The organism is Candidatus Brocadia sinica JPN1 (assembly GCF_000949635.1).
Lineage (GTDB): Bacteria > Planctomycetota > Brocadiia > Brocadiales > Brocadiaceae > Brocadia > Brocadia sinica.
Genome location: NZ_BAFN01000001.1, coordinates 1158205 through 1174904 on the forward strand (window position 1 = coordinate 1158205; position 16700 = coordinate 1174904).

11 protein-coding genes are annotated in these 16700 nt (G+C 44.7%); 10 read left to right on the top strand and 1 reads right to left on the bottom strand.

Going from position 1 to position 16700, the window contains the following annotated elements:
- The first annotated feature begins 49 nt into the window (after positions 1-49).
- From BROSI_RS05280 to BROSI_RS05320, 9 genes are all read left to right on the top strand, one after another.
- A complete protein-coding gene (locus BROSI_RS05280; RefSeq protein WP_052562721.1) occupies positions 50-3487 on the top strand; it encodes a helicase-related protein in 3438 nt (1145 codons plus the stop codon).
- Between the two features lie 353 nt (positions 3488-3840).
- Positions 3841-4590, top strand: coding sequence for a TIGR04255 family protein (locus tag BROSI_RS05285; protein ID WP_052562722.1), 750 nt, complete (start codon positions 3841-3843; stop codon positions 4588-4590).
- Between the two features lie 2 nt (positions 4591-4592).
- The gene (locus BROSI_RS05290) at positions 4593-4958 is read left to right on the top strand and encodes a hypothetical protein (RefSeq protein WP_157842398.1); all 366 of its coding nucleotides are present in this window, start codon (positions 4593-4595) and stop codon (positions 4956-4958) included.
- Positions 4955-5374: a type II toxin-antitoxin system VapC family toxin gene (locus BROSI_RS05295; protein WP_052562724.1), complete on the top strand. Its 420-nt coding sequence runs from the start codon at positions 4955-4957 to the stop codon at positions 5372-5374. Before BROSI_RS05290 ends, BROSI_RS05295 begins: the two co-directional genes overlap by 4 nt.
- 5 nt (positions 5375-5379) lie before the next feature.
- A complete protein-coding gene (locus BROSI_RS05300; RefSeq protein WP_052562725.1) occupies positions 5380-8475 on the top strand; it encodes a DUF1156 domain-containing protein in 3096 nt (1031 codons plus the stop codon).
- 170 nt (positions 8476-8645) lie between these two features.
- The gene (locus BROSI_RS05305) at positions 8646-8864 is read left to right on the top strand and encodes a DUF433 domain-containing protein (protein WP_052562726.1); all 219 of its coding nucleotides are present in this window, start codon (positions 8646-8648) and stop codon (positions 8862-8864) included.
- Between the two features lie 53 nt (positions 8865-8917).
- A complete protein-coding gene (locus BROSI_RS05310) occupies positions 8918-11695 on the top strand; it encodes a DUF499 domain-containing protein (RefSeq protein WP_052562727.1) in 2778 nt (925 codons plus the stop codon).
- 162 nt (positions 11696-11857) lie between these two features.
- Complete coding sequence (locus BROSI_RS05315; RefSeq protein WP_052562728.1) at positions 11858-13129, top strand: MFS transporter; 1272 nt, start codon at positions 11858-11860, stop codon at positions 13127-13129.
- Positions 13130-13247: 118 nt separating this feature from the next.
- Positions 13248-14534 (top strand): ArsB/NhaD family transporter, encoded by a 1287-nt coding sequence (locus BROSI_RS05320; RefSeq protein ID WP_052562729.1) that lies wholly within the window; start codon positions 13248-13250, stop codon positions 14532-14534.
- Positions 14535-14680: 146 nt separating this feature from the next.
- Here BROSI_RS05320 and BROSI_RS05325 read toward each other — a convergent pair whose 3' ends face one another.
- Complete coding sequence (locus BROSI_RS05325; RefSeq protein WP_052562730.1) at positions 14681-15274, bottom strand: hypothetical protein; 594 nt, start codon at positions 15272-15274, stop codon at positions 14681-14683.
- Positions 15275-15643: 369 nt separating this feature from the next.
- On the opposite strand from BROSI_RS05325, the gene BROSI_RS05330 reads away from it, so the two are divergent.
- Positions 15644-16399 (top strand): DUF1264 domain-containing protein, encoded by a 756-nt coding sequence (locus tag BROSI_RS05330; protein ID WP_082059051.1) that lies wholly within the window; start codon positions 15644-15646, stop codon positions 16397-16399.
- Positions 16400-16700 lie beyond the last annotated feature (301 nt).

Below are 16700 nucleotides of genomic sequence, written 5' to 3' on the forward strand. Positions count from 1 at the left end.
TTAGAGATTAATAAGAGAATAATAAAACATTGCCTTTAAGAGCCATTATATGAGCGCGAATCAACCTATCCATGAAGGGCAAGTTTTAACCAGTGCGCTGTTTAGCGAACCAATGCGCGTGGAAACTGTAAAGGCCAGCGGCACCGATAGCTGGATTATCGGATTAGTAGGAATACAATCGGAACAATTTCGTAGAGTTACTCTCAATTGCCAGGATATTAAAACCCTTACCATCCTTGACTCAAAATTCAGTTACAAAGGCGATGGGGCTCTTTTGCGTCTCGGTCTTCAGGCGTACTCTCTTGGAATTGCATACGAATTCGATCCCTATTTCGGACTTTCAATATCCCGCGTTGATCCCCTTCCCCATCAGCTTGAAGCAGTCTACGATTACTTACTGAAACTTGCCCGTGTGAGATTCCTGCTGGCAGATGATGCAGGGGCCGGCAAAACAATCATGGCTGGCCTTCTTATTAAAGAACTCAAGCTTAGAGGCCTTATAGAACGTATCCTCATTGTATGCCCGGCTAACCTTACATTTCAGTGGCAGCGTGAACTTAAAGAAAAATTTGATGAAAAATTTTTGGCCCTGAAAGGACAAGACATTCGTGAACAATTCGGCGTAAATCAATGGCTGGAACAAAAGACAGTATTAACGTCCCTTGACCTTGCCAAACGCACTGAAATTCTGCCCGGCCTCCAGCAGGTACACTGGGATCTGGTCATCATAGATGAATCTCATCGCATGTCGTGGACACCACCTGCCCGCAAAACTGCACGGTACGCCCTGGGTGAACTCCTGAGAGACCAATCTGACCATATCATGCTTCTTACTGCCACTCCCCATAAAGGAGACCCGGTCAATTTCAGCCTTTTTCTCCAACTCTTGGATAAAGATGCGTATGCCGACGTGAAATCCATACGCGAGGCAATGACTCGCCGACGCGCACCCTTTTATCTCCGCCGCACGAAAGAGGCAATGGTGTATTTCCCTGAACGCAGGTCAGATGGCACATGGGCAGCCAAAAAGATTTTTACCCGACGTATCCCTCACACCGTGGACTTTCAGATAGATGGGCAGGAATTTGAGCTTTACCGTGATATCACCAGGTTTGTGAAACAGCAGAGTACACAAGCAGCTGCGCAGGGTGACGACCCACGGGCCAGGGCTATAGGCTTTCTTATGTCACTTTACCAGCGCCGTCTTGCCTCAAGTACCTACGCAATCCGGCATTCCCTTGAGAATCGCACCAGAAGACTGAAAGAAGGGTTAAAACGAGCACAGGAACTAACCCGTATGTCACCACCAGAACTCCCTTCACCGGAAGAGCTTGAAGAAATGGAAGAAGGGGAACGTGAACGGCTCGAAGAAATACTGGAAGCTATCACGCTTGCAGGCAATGCCGAACAGATCCATAAGGAAATCGAAGAGCTTCATAGCCTTGCTTTAAAGGCAAAGGCAGTAGAAGATGCGGAAGCAGAGGCAAAGCTTTTCCGCCTTAAAGAGCTTCTCCACAAAGAGGGTTTTTTCGATCACCCTGAAAAGAGGCTCCTTATTTTCACGGAATTCAAAGATACGCTTGATTATCTCATGGCGCGCTTCAAGACGTGGGGCTTCCGGGTTGGTTGTATCCATGGTAGCATGAGGTCTGGCTCGCGGGATGAGCCGGGAACCCGTCTTTATGCAGAACAACAATTTAAGGAAGGGAATATCCAGATCCTTGTTGCAACTGAGGCGGCAGGAGAAGGCATCAACCTGCAATGCTGCAATGTCTTGTTCAACTACGATATCCCGTGGAACCCGAATCGCCTTGAACAACGCATGGGACGAATCCACCGTTACGGGCAGCAAGAGAATTGTCTTATCTTTAATTTTGTTGCTACGAATACCATCGAGGGACGAGTATTACAACGGTTACTCGAAAAACTGCAGGAAATCCGTGATGCCCTTGACGATGACGCCGTTTTCAATGTCGTTGGGGAAATCCTTCCTGCTGCCCATATAGAAAAGGTACTCCGGGATTATTATGCAGGCCGTCTGGGTGATGAAGACCTGGAAGACCGTCTCCTGAAAAATGTTGATGAGGCACAGTTTCGTGCTATTTGTCAGAACGCTCTCGAAGGACTTGCATCCAAGAAACTCAACTTAGAAATGCTTATCGAACGTCGCGCCAGGGCGCAGGAATGTCGTGTCGTCCCGGAAACGATTGCACGCTTCCTGCGTGAGGCATCTGAATACGTACCGCTTCATTTGAAATTTGTCCCAACTATTCCTCACGCCTTCGAACCTGGGAAAACACCTGCTGTGTTGAGAAGATACGAAACACATTCCAACTGGAAACTGCCATACCTTGCAAACAAGTATCCGCTCAGTTCAACAGACCGCGAAACTGCTGAAAATAACAAGCTCGAATGGGTAACGCCAGGCCACCCATTATTTGAAGCCGTAAGACGTCATATTTGCTTTCTTGCCCAGGATAGCTTCGCAAAAGGCGCATGCTTCTATTCGCTCAAACATGATACACCGTCGCGTCTGGACTTCTACCGCGCCCGCATTGTGGACGGTCTTGGCCAGGTAATACATGAGCGGTTATTTGTTATAGAGATGAAAGAAAATGGCGACCTCCATCTTCAGGAACCTAGCTTGCTTGGGAATCTTATTCCTGCAGATGCCCCGGAAGGCCTGCCTGCTGTTGCATCTGTTCCGGAGTCATTGGCATGGCTCAACGAACATGCGCTTATGCCGTTTCTTGAAGAAACCCGTTCAGGGCGTATTGCTGAGGTCGAACGTATCGCTGCACACATTGAACTATCACTTACCGAATTACTTCAGAAGGCAGATGAAGAAATTGGTAAAGCCGCATCAGATATGGAGCAAAAGGTACACGGCGCAGAAGGGCGTCTTGCACAGGCAGAAGCGCGTCATGCAGAAATCCTCAATCGTCGCGAAAACCGTAGGCAGGAGCTTGAGCGCCAAAAATCGCTTTCCTTGCAGGCAGTAGAAAGGATAACGAGCGTTCTTATCCTTCCTCACCCTGAAAGAGAAGCCCCGGAAGTCCGGCGTTTGAGACCCGACTTTGAAGTAGAGGCTGCTGCCATGCAGGTTGTCCTTGAGTATGAAAAGTCTCAAAATCGTCAGGTATTTGATGTCCATGAAAAGAATCTCGGTTATGACATTACCAGTCTTGACCTGAATTCCGGTGAACTAAGACTCATAGAGGTTAAAGGCATTGGCAGTTCTACAGGACAAATCCTGCTTACGCCCAACGAGCGCCGTGTTGCCGAAGATCGCAGGGACTGTTACTGGCTCTATGTAGTTACCGATTGTAACACAAAGCCACAACTACAGGAACCAATCAAGGACCCCGCACGGTTTGAATGGCGAGAAGTAACCAAGGTTGCGCACTATTATCTTTCTGTTGATGCACTAAAGCAACCGATGCAGGTAAGGGAAGAATCGCATCCGTTTGGAGAGAAAAAAGGATAATACCTTTAAAAGAGGATAGTAATAAATGTGTGATAAGATAATTTGACAAGATATGCAATTGTATGAACGACCAAACGCTAAAATAGGTAATACCAAATTAAAAGGGTAGCAAATTGAATAATACCAGAATTCATAAAATTAGCTACTCTTCAGGAAATTATGTGGACATCAAGGCTTATTATAATTACATTAACTGTATGGAAAAAACCCGCCTGCCAATAGGTAGAATGCTCAAGCAGACAATTTATTGCCTGTTTATTGGTGTTTTAAAAATTTTTTATTGACTGTTAAATGCAATTTAATTACAAGATTAAAAAACTATTTCTAAAATCCGATTGAATTAAGGTAATTAAATGGGAGAAATACTTAAAAATCCACCACTCGTTGAAGCAGTATGTGAGTTTCAGTTTGACCCAGAATCAAAATGGGATTGGACGATTCCTGGCCTCTTATTTGAAAAAATAGGTGGAGAGTTTTCCGAACGGGCAGAGGTGCATCGTTTAGGAGTAACAGTTCAGCAGTTAAGCAGAAAAATTACACAGCCATCTGTCATTGAATCGGGACCTGAAAGGATTCAGCTAAAGCGTTCAGATAGTAGCGCCATGGTCCAGGTTGGCCCAAGGCAACTAATTATTAACCATTTACGACCTTATAAGAATTGGGACACATTCTGTGAGTTAATACTTCGGATTTATTCAACATATTTAAGCGTAATCCAAAGTGGACGAATATCACGACTCGGCCTACGATACGTCAACCAAATAGAGCTCACAGAATTTAGTTCTGATTGGAAAAACATAATTTCCATATGGCCATCATTTCCGAATAAACTTAAACGGGATGTTGCTACTTTTTTTCAAAGATATGAATTAAAACACAATAAGCCGGAAGGAGTACTTATCCATCAGACTGGTCTCATTCAGTCCGATGATAAATCCATGGTTGTGTTAGATCTTGATTTTATCTCAACTGCGGTTTCTGAATTAGTCGAAAAAGATCAAGTTGCAGAATGGCTTAATCAGGCACACGATCGAATTGAAGAGTCTTTTATTGACTCATTGACGCCGGATGCTTATACATGGCTCAAGGAAGGGAAAAAATGAATATGGGTACTTATTCTATCAAAAATTATCCTGAAGTTATAAAAGGTGAACACTTAGATGATGATGTACAGAAATGTAACATCAAATTACGGAGTATACCTCCGCATAGAACCTGTACCAGCGTTTTATCAACGGTGGCGATTAGTCTAATGCTTACGGCTCAGACCCCAAGCACCTATGTTATCGACCCATTCCCGGAATTTAATGTCATAGAAGAGTGGCAGTTATTACGTCAGCGTCCTGCAAAGACTCCTCTTGGTGAGCGACTTATGCGCATACGGGAACGTATAATTAAATCTGGAGTACCGCTTTTGGATTGGGATGGCATTGAGCATGAAGTAGTTGAACGCCGCGGTGAAAAAGCATGACAGAAAATAAAATCTTAACGTATGTTGATGCAAATATATTGATAGCAGCAGCACGTGGAAGAGATGATATTCATCAGCGTGCAATGAAAATACTTGATGATCCCAATCGGGAATTTACGGCAAGTGAATTTCTCCGACTTGAAGTGCTACCCAAACCATTATTCAATAAATTAAACGACGAAGCGGAATTCTACGAGGCATTTTTTGAAACTATAGAAAAATGGGCTAGTAATTTTCAAGACATCGTTAAAGATGCTTACAAATATGCGGTTCGTCACGGTCTCAGTGCGCTAGACGCTTTGCACGTTGCCTCAGCGTTAACCGTTGGCGCTGACGAGTTTGTTACAGGAGAAAAACCTACAAAACCTATCAATAGTGTATCCGCATTAAAGATCCATTCTATCCATAGCGAATAAACATCGTGATCCCCAAAGAATGCAAACGGTTGGCGGAGGTGGATTTCCCGATTGCTGTTGTTTCAAAACATTCGGCAAGAGAAAAGTCTATTCGTCACGGGCATCCGTCAACGCTCCACCTATGGTGGGCAAGGCGTCCATTGGCGGCGTGCCGGGCGATGCTCTTAGGACTCTTGCTTCCTGACCCATGTGATAAACTTTGTCCAGAAGACTTCAAGGAAAAGGCACGAAACTTACTGCCGGCGGTACAGGGACAGGTTGGCGCAAAAGATGAAGACCTGCGGCGTGCGCTCCTCCAGTTTATCGGCGATTTTGCCAATTGGGACCTTTCAACAAACAGAAAATATCTGGAAATCAGCAGAGGTTTGGTAAAGGCAGCACATCCGGAAGAGACACCGCTGGTGGTTGATCCCTTTGCAGGCGGTGGTTCAATCCCGCTTGAGGCACTGAGGCTTGGTTGTGAAACCTTTGCCAGCGACCTGAATCCTGTGGCTTGCCTGATTCTCAAGGTGATGCTTGAGGACATACCACGACACGGTCCTGAGCTTGCAGAGGAACTTCGTTGGGTAGGTGCAAAGATTAAGCAGGAAGCGGAAAAGGAACTTGCCGAATTTTATCCTGCGGATTCTGATGGAGCAAAACCAATTGCCTATCTCTGGGCAAGGACGGTAAGGTGTGAGACGCCCGGTTGTGGTGCTGAAATTCCCTTGGTACGTTCCTTTTGGTTATCAAGGAAACAAGGACGAAAATACGCTTTACGATATAATTTAAAGCGATCAATTGAAAAACCTCCTTATCTCATATTCGAAATATTTGAACCAAAAGATGACTCAGAAGTACCTATGGGAACAATTTCTAATGCCAGAGCACTTTGTGTGGCATGTAAAAGCGTTCTCTCTCCAGAACGAGTAAGATATCAATTGTCAAATCAAAAGGGAGGCGCAGAATGTTTTTTTGATAATAGCGGAAAAAGATTAAATGGTTCAACACCTCTTGTAGTAATAACAACTTCTGGAGAGAAAGCAGGCAAGAAATATAGAGTTCCACGCGATGAAGATATACAGGCATTTGCTCGTATTCAAGATAGAATAGAGAAAAAAGAGGCGGTACTAATGGGGAAAGGAATTATTTCTCCAATTCCAAATGAACCAATCAGCGAGATACGACCGTCGCCAAATGCAAGAGGATTAACGGCTGTTACAAGATACGGTATAAAACGATTTGGTGATTTATTTACACAAAGGCAAAAACTATCGCTTTTAACCTTCGTAGACAAAATTACTTCTATTGACTTATCAGAAAGTAAATTTCCCAATGTTTTAAAAGAACTTTTAGCAATGGCCTTTGGAAAATTAATAATGCATCATAATACCCAGTGCAGGTGGAATCCTCACGGTGAAAGCGCGCCTGGTGCATTTGGAAGACAAGCACTGCCGATGATTTGGGATTTTATTGAGTTGATACCATTAGGTGAAAGTATGGGAAGCTTTTACTCTACTGTTGAGTTGATATCTGAAACAAGTGAAAAGATTGGTACATGGCAAAAGACAATTGGTACAGTTGAGCAATCAGATGCCGTTAAACATCCTTTGTCTGATTCAAGTGCTTCATTATGGTTTACGGACCCACCATATTATGATGCTATACCTTATGCTGACTTATCTGACTTCTTTTATGTATGGCTTAAAAGAATTTTACCAAATCACAAAATAACAAAGGGAGATAATAATGATTCCGGCAATCCTCTAACACCAAAAATTCCAGAATGTGTGTGGAATCAGGCTCATATTGTCAATGGTAAGGTTAAATCTCAAAAGTTTTTCGAAGAAACTGTTACAAAAGCCTTCATAGAAGGAAGAAGAATTCTGAAGAATGATGGTATCGCTTCAATTGTTTTTGCACATAAATCTACAGAAGGCTGGGAAGCCTTACTTAATGGTATCATAAATGCGAGCTTTGTTATACTTGCTTCTTGGCCTATAACAACTGAAGCAAAAGGTAGATTAAATGCACAAGATGCTGCTGCTTTATCTGCAAGCATCCACCTCGTCTGCCGCCCCCGTCCCGAAGATGCCCCTGTGGGAGATTGGGGAGATGTTCTACAGGAACTGCCCAAACGTGTCGGCGACTGGATGGAAAGGCTGCAATCTGAAGGGATTCGCGGGGCAGACTTGGTCTTTGCCTGTATTGGACCAGCGCTTGAAATCTATAGCAAATTTTCAAAGGTGGTAGACGCACAGGAACGTGAGATTCCCCTCGGTGGAGACCCGGAGGATCAGGAACCCCACAAACGGGGTTTTCTCGCATACGTCTGGGAGGCGGTGGGTCGCGCTGCGCTTGAGCAAGTTCTTGGAACCGCTGAGGCGAAGGCCAGAAATGGTGCATCAGGCTCGTTGGAAGAAGATGCCCGTTTAACTGCCCTATTTCTCTGGACACTGCAAAGCACAAATGGAGAGAAAAACGCCCCCTCACCCCAACCCTCTCCCACAAGGGGAGAAGGAGAGATGTCCCTAGAAGGTGAAATTGAAGTCGAAGCTGAAGACGAAGAGGCTGAAGCGCCAAAAGGGAAAACGAGGGGTTTCAGCCTTGTCTTTGATGTCGCCCGACGCTTTGCACAGCCACTCGGTATCCACCTGGCGGAATGGGAAGGTCGCATCATAGAGACGAGCAAAGGCGTCGTCAGACTCCTATCCGTATCAGAACGTGCAGGACAACTCTTTGGCAAAGCTGGTACACAGGCATTTTCTGAACATGTTGAAGAACATCCGAAAGGTCCTGTACAGTTAAAATTATTTCCTGTAGAAGAGGAACGAACATTGCCTGAAATCAAAGGCCGCAGCAAACGACATAAAAAAAGCGGCGCTCATGTTTCTGATGATTCACTCAAGACACAGCATGATGCAACAACGCTTGACAGGGTGCACGCCGCTATGTTGTTACAGGCAGACGGCAGGACAAATGCCCTTCGAGCGTTACTTAAGGCAGAGCAGGAGAAAAGTCCTGATTTTTTAAGACTTGCAAATGCCCTTTCAGCATTGTATCCTAAAAACAGCGAGGAGAAACGACTTATTGACGCCATGCTTTTAGCTGTGCCAAAATAGCGGGTCTTATACTAAAATTAAATTTAAAATTCAGGAATTTCAAACTGGTAGCCGCAGACTTTAGTCTGCGCAATTCTCTGATTGTGGGTAAGTTCACGCAGGCTAAAAGCCTGCGGCTACCCAAAATGTTGCTGCCAAGGCAACCTAATTTAAAGGAGGTTATATCTGTAATGATGTTTGACAGAATTACATTTGACCCTAAAATAATGGGTGGCAGGGCTTGCATCCGGGGAATGCGGATTCCTGTTTCTGTGATTGTGGGTCAAATAGCCCATGGTGCAACTGTAGAAGAAATCTTTGCTGATTATCCTGACCTTGAGGCAGAGGATATCCGTCAGGCGCTCGAATATGCAGCGTGGCTTACCCAGGAAGAAGTTTTTACAGCATAATAGAGATGAAATTCCTTATCAGACGTATGAAATAAGATTAATAAGGGCTGTCCATGGAACCATGGTATAAAGTAGTAACACCGCGCAAGGAAGTCAGGGAAGGCCGATCATTCAATCCTGATGAGTTCGCCATTGCCCTCGAACAAGTTGTTGCAGGCACGGCACCTGAAGATTATTGTAATCCCGAGCAGTTTTTCAAACGCACCTGTTTTACCAGGGCACTCAGGGAAAATGCAGGAATGGCGCTCAGGCGGCTGGCGGGAAAGACTGAGAATACAGCGCCTGCCCTTACCCTCATCACACAATTTGGTGGTGGCAAGACACACACACTAACGGCGCTCTATCACCTAGCAAGAAATGGAGAAAAGGCGGCACGGTACACAGGCGCCTCTGAACTCCAGAAAGAAGCGGGTCTTTCTATAATTCCTGAAGCAAAGGTGGCAATATTTGTTGGAAACGCATGGGACCCTCAGGAAGGGCGTGAAACCCCGTGGATTGACATTGCCCGGCAGCTTGCTGGAGACAAAGGTGTAATCGAACTCGGACCAGCAGCCAGAACCACTCCTCCGGGGACTGAGGCGCTTCTTCGACTCTTTAAGGTGTCAAATGGCCCGGTACTTATCCTGATGGACGAGGTATTGAACTTCTTTAACCGCCACCGGAACTTAGCAGATCATTGTTATGCATTCTTTGATAATCTCTGCAGGGCAATGATAGGAACCACCCATGGGGCTGTGTTGATCAGCCTTCCCCGAAGCCGGGTAGAGATGACGGATTGGGACCTTCAGTGGCAGGACAGGATTACTAAGGTCGTCCGGCGTGTTGCCAAAGACCTTATTGTGAATGATGAAGCGGAGATTAGCGAGGTAGTGCGCCGGAGGCTATTCGAAGACCTTGGGGGCGAACGGACTTTTAAGAACACCGCCAGGGTTTATGCTGATTGGTGCTATGAACGAAGGGCACAGCTTCCTTCTGAATGGACGGCAGTGGACACCGCCTCTACGGAGTCAAAAGCGCGGGAATTCCTGCGAAGCCGATTTGAGGTATGCTACCCGTTTCATCCTGCAACGCTTTCCGTCTTCCAGAGAAAATGGCAGGCGCTTACTCAATATCAGCAGACGCGTGGGACGCTGGCAATGCTGGCTCAGTGGATTTCGTGGGCGTATCGTGAAGGCTATCAACGGGCGCGGCGTGAGCCCCTTATCACGCTTGGCTCAGCGCCGTTAGAGGTGCCGGAATTTCGTAGCATCATTCTCGGACAACTTGGTGAGACAAAGCTTATTGCTGCTATTGATTCAGATATTTCTGGTGAACAGTCACATGCCCGGGCGCTTGATGCAGATACAAAAGGACCGCTTCGCAATATTCATAGAAGAACTGCAACTGCTATCCTCTTTGAATCTTCAGGTGGACAGAAGGACAAGATGGCCCATCTTCCTGAGTTGCGATTTGCACTTGGAGAACCAGAGATCGATACCACGTCAATAGACAATGCGGCGCTAGCCCTTGAATCCAGGGCTTTCTTCATCAGAAAAGTAGGTACGGACGGCTTTCAAATACGGCATCAACCTACCCTGAGAAAGGCAGTAAACGACAGGCGGGCATCCCTTGATTACGAAACAGAAATTAAGCCAACGATGCGAAGTATTGTCCAGAAGGAGTTTGAACGCGGCGCAAGCATTCCTCTGGTATTTTTCCCTGAGGACAGTGTTGCTATTCAGGATTCCCCACGGTTGACGTTTGTGATAATGGAACCTGAATGTGAGTGGAGAGGAAATGGCACACTTCGCCAGCAAATTGCCGAATGGACCAGGCAGCGTGGCAAAACACCAAGGCTTTATCCCGGCTCCCTCATCTGGTGTATAAAAAAACCCGGGAGAGAACTGCGCGAGAAGGTGGAACTCTGGCTTGCATGGAAACGCGTTTCGAGAGAAATCGCAGAGGGGACTTTAGGAGGTGACTTTGACCGTACAGACCGTGCCGAAATTCAATCCAGGGTTGCAGATGCCGATGAATCAGTGAAGGACGAGGTGTGGGGTGGATACCGATTCGTGGTACTTGCTGATAACAAAGAACCTGACGGGCTGAGTAAACCTATTGACCTGGGCGCAGGGCATTCCAGCGGTAGTGAGACCCTTTGCGGAAGGGTGATAAGCGCTTTAAAAGCCGGAGCGCTCTTGAACGAATCAATAGGGGCCGGATATATTGACCGTAACTGGCCTCCGGCACTGAAAGATTGCGGCGCCTGGTCTCTCACAAGCCTCAGGCAAAGTTTTCTGAACGGGTCTCTGACAAGACTGCTTGACCCGGATGCGATATTAAGAGGCAAGCTAGTTGAGTTCGTAGGAAAGGGTGATTTTGGCCTGGCATCAGGACAAAAACCCGATGGCACATACGAGCGTGCCTGGTATATGGAACTCATTTCTCCCGAAGAGGTGGCATTTGAATCCGGCGTATTTCTTCTGAAAAAAGACAGGGTCAAGGCTCTTAAAGCAGGGATAGAAGTTCAGCCATCGCCAGAATTGCCACTTAAATCCTTTTCACAGCCAGAACCGAAGCCAATACCAGACTATGAACCGGGTGTTGAAACTATTATCAAAAAGCAGACCTGTACCATCCGTTTAGCAGGTACAATTCCTCCAGAGGTCTGGAATCGTCTCGGAACGAAAATATTACCAAAACTCAGGTCCGGAATAGAACTACAAATCGGGGTAGATTTCAGGGTTACTCTAAAGTCAGATATGGCTCAAAGCATAAAATCTGAACTCCGTCAAATTCTCGATGATCTAAGCTTGACTGGTAAAGTGGTAATTGAGGAACGGACATCATAAAGTATGTGATATCTAAATGATCGAAGTGCCACCGAAAAATCAATCCCTCTAAAGAAGTTTATCCACATCGTAAAACAAGAATTAAATCCCCTTGAACACCATAAAATTACTGGTAAAATCAATGACTATTTAAAAACAAAAAATACAGAAAAAGTGCTAATAATGGCGTATAATTCTATTCCTGATAGACAACACGAAGAAATTGCTGTTAAAAAAAGTCTTGACCTTTCCATCAAAGACGGTGTGGCATTTGCTGCAACTGCCGGATTTGGAGACAATTATATAAACCCTTTTGCCGTAGCCCTCGGTGCAAGTAATTTCCAGATTGGTTTGTTAAGTTCCATACCGCAGTTCCTTCCCGCGCTTATACAACTGAAGGTTGCCGATGTGACCGAGCGGCTTGGGAGTCGCAAGAAGATTATCGTACGTTCAGTCTTTTTCCAGGCCTTTATGTTGCTCCCCATTGCATTCATCCCATATCTGCCTGAATTTGTTCAGGTCGGTGCGCTTATTGGTTTTTGCACAGTGTATATGCTCTTTGCCTCTCTTGCTGGTCCGGCATGGGGTTCTCTTATGGCAGACCTTGTACCCGTGAGAAGAAGAGGGGCTTTTTTCAGTAAGCGTTCAAGGCTTATTGGTATCGTTACTTTAGCCACCACATTTTTGGCGGGCTATATCCTGCATCTATCCAAGACCCAGTTGCTTATTGGTTTTACCGTCATTTTCTTCCTCGCCATGATTTCACGATACATCTCATGTTATTTTTTAAGCAGGATGTATGAACCACCTCTGGAAGTAAAGCGCGAGCACTACTTCTCGTTTGGGGCATTTTTGCGAAGGCTCAATATCGGAAATTTTGGGAAATATGTGATCTTCCAGAGTGCTTTTAACTTTGCAGTATTCATTGCCTCGCCATTTTTCCCGGTATTTATGCTCCGCGATCTGGGGTTTTCATACCTTACCTATACCATTGTTGTAACAACCGTTCCTCTCGCTACGATCTTATCAATAAGTTACTGGGGGCGGTACTCAGATGTCCTTGGGAATCGCCGGGTTATGGGGATATGCAGTATCGTCGTATCCGTTTTACCGGCCCTCTGGCTCGTTTCTCATCAGGTATACTTCCTGATAGGAATTCAGGTACTGGCTGGCTTTTTCTGGGGAGGGTTTAATTTATGTTCTTCCAATTTTATCTATGAATCTGCAATCCCTGAAAAGCGGACCCGCTGCATTTCCTACTTTAACACCATCAATGGTCTTGCCATTTGCCTGGGAAATCTGCTTGGTGGTTTTCTGGCCACCCACATACCGCCTGTTTTTGGATATCGGTTGCTTACCCTTTTCGCCATTTCATCATGCCTGAGAATTATTTTATCCACTACCCTGCTAAGCCGGGTAAAGGAGATCAGAAAAGTTGTTAGCAATTCCATGTAGCATTGCGTGTTTAGCTTATGTTTGCATTTTTTTATTTTTGACGGTATCCTTATCTTGATTTTTATTGCGACGAGAAAAATATGGTTAATGACTGATTAAAGAATTACCAAATCTACCATTGAATAAGCCACCCACGCCTGGTTTGATGAACCGGGATATTCTGTACCTTTTCTCAAATACTCCATTGCTTATTAAATCACTACTTATTTTTATCCTCACCTATTTCATCATTTCTGCCCAGAAGATGAAATGGCACAAACTGGATAGGCCTTCTGGGGCCTTGTTCGGTGCCGTACTAATGGTGCTATCCGGCGTATTAACACTGGACGAGGCGTACCGGGCAGTAGATTTTAATACCATTTTGTTGTTACTTGGCATGATGATCCTCATTGGCTATCTCAAGATAGCGAATTGTTTCAGATATCTCTCGTATTTGCTGATTACCCATGCCAGAAATTCCTTTCTTTTGTTATGTTTTGTATCCTTTTCCAGTGGTATCTTATCGGCGCTATTTGTCAATGATACCATCTGCCTGATGTTTACTCCTCTTTTGATACTTGCCTTAAACCAGACAAAACTCAATCCAGTCCCGTACCTCATAGCCCTGGCAACGTCATCCAATATCGGAAGCGTAGTTACCTTAACCGGAAATCCTCAAAATATGCTTATTGGCGTTTTTTCAAAGATATCCTATCTGGATTTCACCCTGCATCTTATACCTATCGGGATAGTAAGCCTTATGGCCAATGTACTCATCATTTATGGAGTATTTAGAAAGGATATTAACTTTAAAAAATTGGAGCCGATTGTACTGGTAAAACCAGAACTTGATGGAAAGCTTACCACGAAATCTCTTGTTGTACTCTTCTGCATTTTTTTGGGATTCGTATTTACGGGAAATCTTCCATTATCGGCAATAACCGGTGGACTTGCATTGATTATCATATCAGGGACAAAACCGCAATATGTGCTGGAAAAGGTCGATTGGACGCTTTTATTGTTTTTCAGCGGATTATTTATTGTGGTAGGTGGTATCAATAAGGCCGGTTTTTTAACCCTGGCACATAATGCCGTTGAACCCTATCTGGGAAAGACCGAATCCAGCCAGGTTGTTCATTTCAGCATCTTTTCCGTGATTGCCTCCAACCTTGTCTCTAATGTGCCTTTTGTCTTGTTATCGGCTGCCTGGATTGAGAAATTTATTGATCCAAAGACCATGTGGTATGTGCTGGCCATGAGCAGCACGTTTGCCGGAAATCTTACTGTTATGGGTTCTGTGGCTAATATGATTGTCTTAGAACTTTCGAAGGAATACGTTCACGTGGGATTCTGGGATTTTTTTAAGGTGGGGTTTACAACGACCGTAGTTTCTACCATTATTGGGATCATTCTTTTGATTCATTAATGCAGATTTTTGTTTTTGGTTAAAGTAAATCTCCATAGCAGGGCTATTTCGCAACCCCCTGAGTCCCCTTTTTCTCAGGGGGAGATTTTTATGCACTACACCACTAAAACCCGCATGAAGAAAATGCAAATTCTTGAACTATTGGGTTAAACGCCCTTATCTTGCTTCTTCATAAATTCATCGATTTTTTTCCTGATCCTTTTGGCTTCTTCCTTCCCTAAAACGAGTTCAGCAAAATCCGTGGCAATCCCTGCTGCCTGGTCCGAAGAAATACCCTTGATCCTTGAAATCTTCCAGACACCATCTTCTACCACCAAGGTGCACTCCCCGAATCTTTCTTTCATAGGTAATCCACCGCTATTCAGGAGGAATTTTATATCTTCAGGATGCTGGTTAACCCTCAGGGTTTCCTCCATATCGGGAATCCTTGAGCGGATTTTTACAAGAGCGGTGTTACCGCCGACTGATGTACTTATAATCTCCTGTCGTGCCGCATTGTGCGCGAGGTCAATAACTTCGATGAGCCTTGTCGGTGTGATCTTTTTTACATACTGTATGAGTTTCAGCCAATTGATAATCGTAGTATCAACTTTTGAGATGAAGGAATATGCCTTATTGTAGTCGTTGGTGCGTACTGCATTGAGGTACTTTTCTACTACTACCCGCGGAGAGTCCTGGGCATAGCTAACTCTACAAAAGGCAATTATGGCAACAAAAAGAACGGAAATCAATTTTCTCATATTTTTCCCTCCTCATGAAAATACCGTACAAATTACTCAACTTGTTTTAATTTTATCATCATCAACCAATTTTGCAATGTTTCAGTTCAATAGGGAACGATTGAATCAGCGAAGACAAACTTGTTTGACCGTATTTCATGTAAAAATGCATCTGTTTGCAAACCGAAAGGATTTGTAAACCCTTTTCCCTGATCATTTTCTTGTTATTCAACTATGGATTTTTCTATTTTACCCAAAGATAAAGGATGTGTTATAATGTTTATAGAAATATAGGTTGCGGATATGTAAGAAAAAAGTGAGCCGGAGAAACAAAGTGACATAAACGACCGATACAACAATTTTTTAATCAATCACAAAAGGAGGGGAAAAATGCGTCGATATTCATGCAAGACGATGGTGAATAATGGAGCTTTCGTTGTGGTAATGGCGTTTCTCACTTTGATACTCACTCCATCAAAAGGCGCCATGGCGGAAAAAGGTGACCATGGTGTGGAAAATGTTAATAAGCTGAAGTATGCTGATCCCGTCAAAGATATTCATCTCTACCTTTGCGCATTTCATATCGCCAAGAACAATCCGAAATTGGAGATAGAGGCACACCATTATTGTTCGATGCGGAATCTCAATATTAAGGGTGGCGACATCCATCAGTGTGTCATCTATGACTCCAAGGAAGTGCCCGCCAAGCTCCTTGGTATTGAGTACATTATCAGCAATGAGACTTATCAAACACTCCCGGAAGGTGAAAAGAAGTTTTGGCATCCACATGCGTATGAGATAGTATCCGGACAGCTCATCGTGCCCGATTTAGCTGACATGGGTGACAAGGCTCTTGAAGGTTTTTTAACGAGTTGGGGGAAGACATTCCATACATGGCCTGATCCAACCACTGAGATCCCAATGGGCGAGCCGCTCCTCATGTGGTCTGCAGGGGCCGATGGACAGATCAGCAAAGAGATGATAGACAAACGCGACAAGCAGTTTGGCATCTCTGCTGACGCTCTCCGTGAACGAAGGAAGATCTATGGCTACCAGGTCCCGAACGTAGATGTGCCGAAGTCAATTGATGAGATTGGCCGGCAATGGACGAGTAAGGGGCCGGATAAGCCGGAGAAATTAAAATAAAGAACCACGTTGGCATAAATAAACTGGAAATACCTCTTTAAACCAATACCGAAGAAGGAAGACTCCGCGAAGCCTCTGCCATATCTGAAGATATTACACGGTACCTTAAGGCGGTAATTGTAGATAGTTTTGAAACTCCTGTGGGTTCACTTTATCAATATGAAACTCATAGCTGAGATCTTTGATAAAATTCTTTACCTGACAGTCTGAATTGTAGGAAGCGAAGATTTCATCCTTGGTTTCGTTATCAATCGGCATTGGTAACGATCGCCTCATACAGGGGTGGCAGCTCGAAGAGCGG

Coding starts and splice junctions, on each gene's coding strand:
- BROSI_RS05310 (WP_052562727.1), top strand. CDS start 8,918: ATGGAACCATGGTATAAAGTAGTAACACCGCGCAAGGAAGTCAGGGAA.
- BROSI_RS05305 (WP_052562726.1), top strand. CDS start 8,646: ATGATGTTTGACAGAATTACATTTGACCCTAAAATAATGGGTGGCAGG.
- BROSI_RS05280 (WP_052562721.1), top strand. CDS start 50: ATGAGCGCGAATCAACCTATCCATGAAGGGCAAGTTTTAACCAGTGCG.
- BROSI_RS05325 (WP_052562730.1), bottom strand. CDS start 15,274: ATGAGAAAATTGATTTCCGTTCTTTTTGTTGCCATAATTGCCTTTTGT.
- BROSI_RS05295 (WP_052562724.1), top strand. CDS start 4,955: ATGACAGAAAATAAAATCTTAACGTATGTTGATGCAAATATATTGATA.
- BROSI_RS05290 (WP_157842398.1), top strand. CDS start 4,593: ATGGGTACTTATTCTATCAAAAATTATCCTGAAGTTATAAAAGGTGAA.
- BROSI_RS05315 (WP_052562728.1), top strand. CDS start 11,858: ATGGCGTATAATTCTATTCCTGATAGACAACACGAAGAAATTGCTGTT.
- BROSI_RS05285 (WP_052562722.1), top strand. CDS start 3,841: ATGGGAGAAATACTTAAAAATCCACCACTCGTTGAAGCAGTATGTGAG.
- BROSI_RS05330 (WP_082059051.1), top strand. CDS start 15,644: ATGCGTCGATATTCATGCAAGACGATGGTGAATAATGGAGCTTTCGTT.